General features: G+C 39.8%; 2 protein-coding genes. Both read left to right on the top strand.

The window, feature by feature from the left end; translation table 11 throughout:
- Positions 1 to 108 precede the first annotated feature (108 nt).
- Positions 109 to 654: a 1,6-anhydro-N-acetylmuramyl-L-alanine amidase AmpD gene (ampD, locus tag ON073_RS20265; protein ID WP_274763676.1), complete on the top strand. Its 546-nt coding sequence runs from the start codon at positions 109 to 111 to the stop codon at positions 652 to 654.
- A gap of 8 nt (positions 655 to 662) precedes the next feature.
- Positions 663 to 1,511, top strand: a complete 849-nt coding sequence (ampE, locus tag ON073_RS20270) for a beta-lactamase regulator AmpE (protein WP_274763677.1) — start codon at positions 663 to 665, stop codon at positions 1,509 to 1,511.
- Positions 1,512 to 1,689 lie beyond the last annotated feature (178 nt).

Consider the following 1,689-nt stretch of genomic DNA (forward strand, 5'->3'; position numbering starts at 1 on the left):
ATTTCAGATTTCAGATTTCAGATTTCAGGGTTTTAGCATTTAGATTTCTTTCAGCCAATGTTAAGACCTGTTAATCTGGGCACTAAAATCTGAACTCTCTCTAAAAACATGAAAATAGAACAACACGTATTGCAAGGTATTTGCTTTTTGCCTTCCCCTCATTTTAATGAGCGTCCTGATGAACAAAATATTTCTTTAATTGTTCTTCACAATATTTCCTTACCAGCTGGGCAATTCGGGTTACCTTACATTACAGACCTATTCTTAGGTTGCTTGGACTGTACTGCTGATGCAAGCTTTAAAGAACTTCAAGGCCTTGAAGTATCAGCGCATTGTTTGATTCGTCGTGATGGTGAAATTATTCAATATGTGCCGTTTAATAAGCGCGCATGGCATGCCGGTGTGTCGGAATATGAAGGCAGGCAAGGGTGTAATGATTTTAGTATTGGTATTGAGCTTGAAGGTAGCGATCATGTTCCTTTCACAAATGTGCAGTATGCTAGTTTAGAACAACTAGTCAAAACGCTTATAAAACATTATCCTACGTTGAGTGAGCATAAAATAACTGGTCATAGTGATATTGCGCCAGGGCGTAAAACTGACCCAGGCCCGTATTTTGACTGGCAGCGCTTTCGCGCTTCAATTAGTTTGTAGAGCAAATAATGATTTTAATTTCGATAATTTTGGCACTTATTATAGAGCGACTTGCTGCGAAAGAAGATGCATGGCAATTGAGCACCTATATAAATCATTACATTAGCGTGAGTGAATCGAATAGCTTATTTAAAGGTATTTATAAAAGGCGAGCTGATTTTTTCGTTTGGTTGCTGCTGCCTGTTTTATTACTTTTTGCTGTAAGCGAAACATTTGATTTTGTGCTTCTTGAACTAGCAATTAATGTGGTTGTGCTTTTAGTGTGCTTTGGATGTGCTTACTTACGTGCTAAATATAAAGGCTATTTAAATGCGTTACAAAGGCAAGACACAGAAGCAGCTACCTTATATGCAATGCAATTAGGCCAAAAACGTACTGAGCAACAAGGCGGTGAAACTTTAGGGCAAACAATTGCGTGGATTAATTTCCGTTATTACGGCGCGGTGATATTTTGGTTTGTGGTATTCGGTGTGTGTGGTGCACTTGCTTATTCATTAATTCGAAGCTTTGCTGACATAACACGAAATGAATCAGATTCCGCTTTTAAAGCTCACAAAAAAATTCTGCATAAAACACTTTACTGGTTAGATTGGATGCCAGCCCGAATCGTAAGTTTTGGCTACTTGATTATTGGTAACTTTTCACAAGGTACATCCACCTACCTTAAATACGTATTTAACTTTTCGGTGCCCAATAGACGTGTAATAGGTGATATTGCACTTGCCGCTGAGCGCGTAGAACAAGAGTTTATTGGCTGTAGTTTTGAAGCGAAATGCATGGTGCGCCTTGTTAAACGAAATATGCTTTTGATGTTAGCTGCGATAGCAATTTTGACCTTGCTTGGTTCGGTTGGTTAAAAAAGAATTGAGATTTCAGAGTTTAGGTTTCAGAATTTTTGCTGAACCCTGAACCCTGAACCCTGAACCCTGAACCCTGAACCCTGAACCCTGAACCCTGAACCCTGAACCCTGAACCCTGAACCCTGAACCCTGAACCCTGAACCCTGAACCCTGAACCCTGAACCCTGAACCCTGA

This window comes from Pseudoalteromonas sp. G4, assembly GCF_028875915.1.
Lineage (GTDB): Bacteria > Pseudomonadota > Gammaproteobacteria > Enterobacterales > Alteromonadaceae > Pseudoalteromonas.

What these genes read in the sequence shown, in the direction of transcription:
- ampE (WP_274763677.1), top strand. Translation starts at nt 663, where the DNA reads ATGATTTTAATTTCGATAATTTTGGCACTTATTATAGAGCGACTTGCT.
- ampD (WP_274763676.1), top strand. Translation starts at nt 109, where the DNA reads ATGAAAATAGAACAACACGTATTGCAAGGTATTTGCTTTTTGCCTTCC.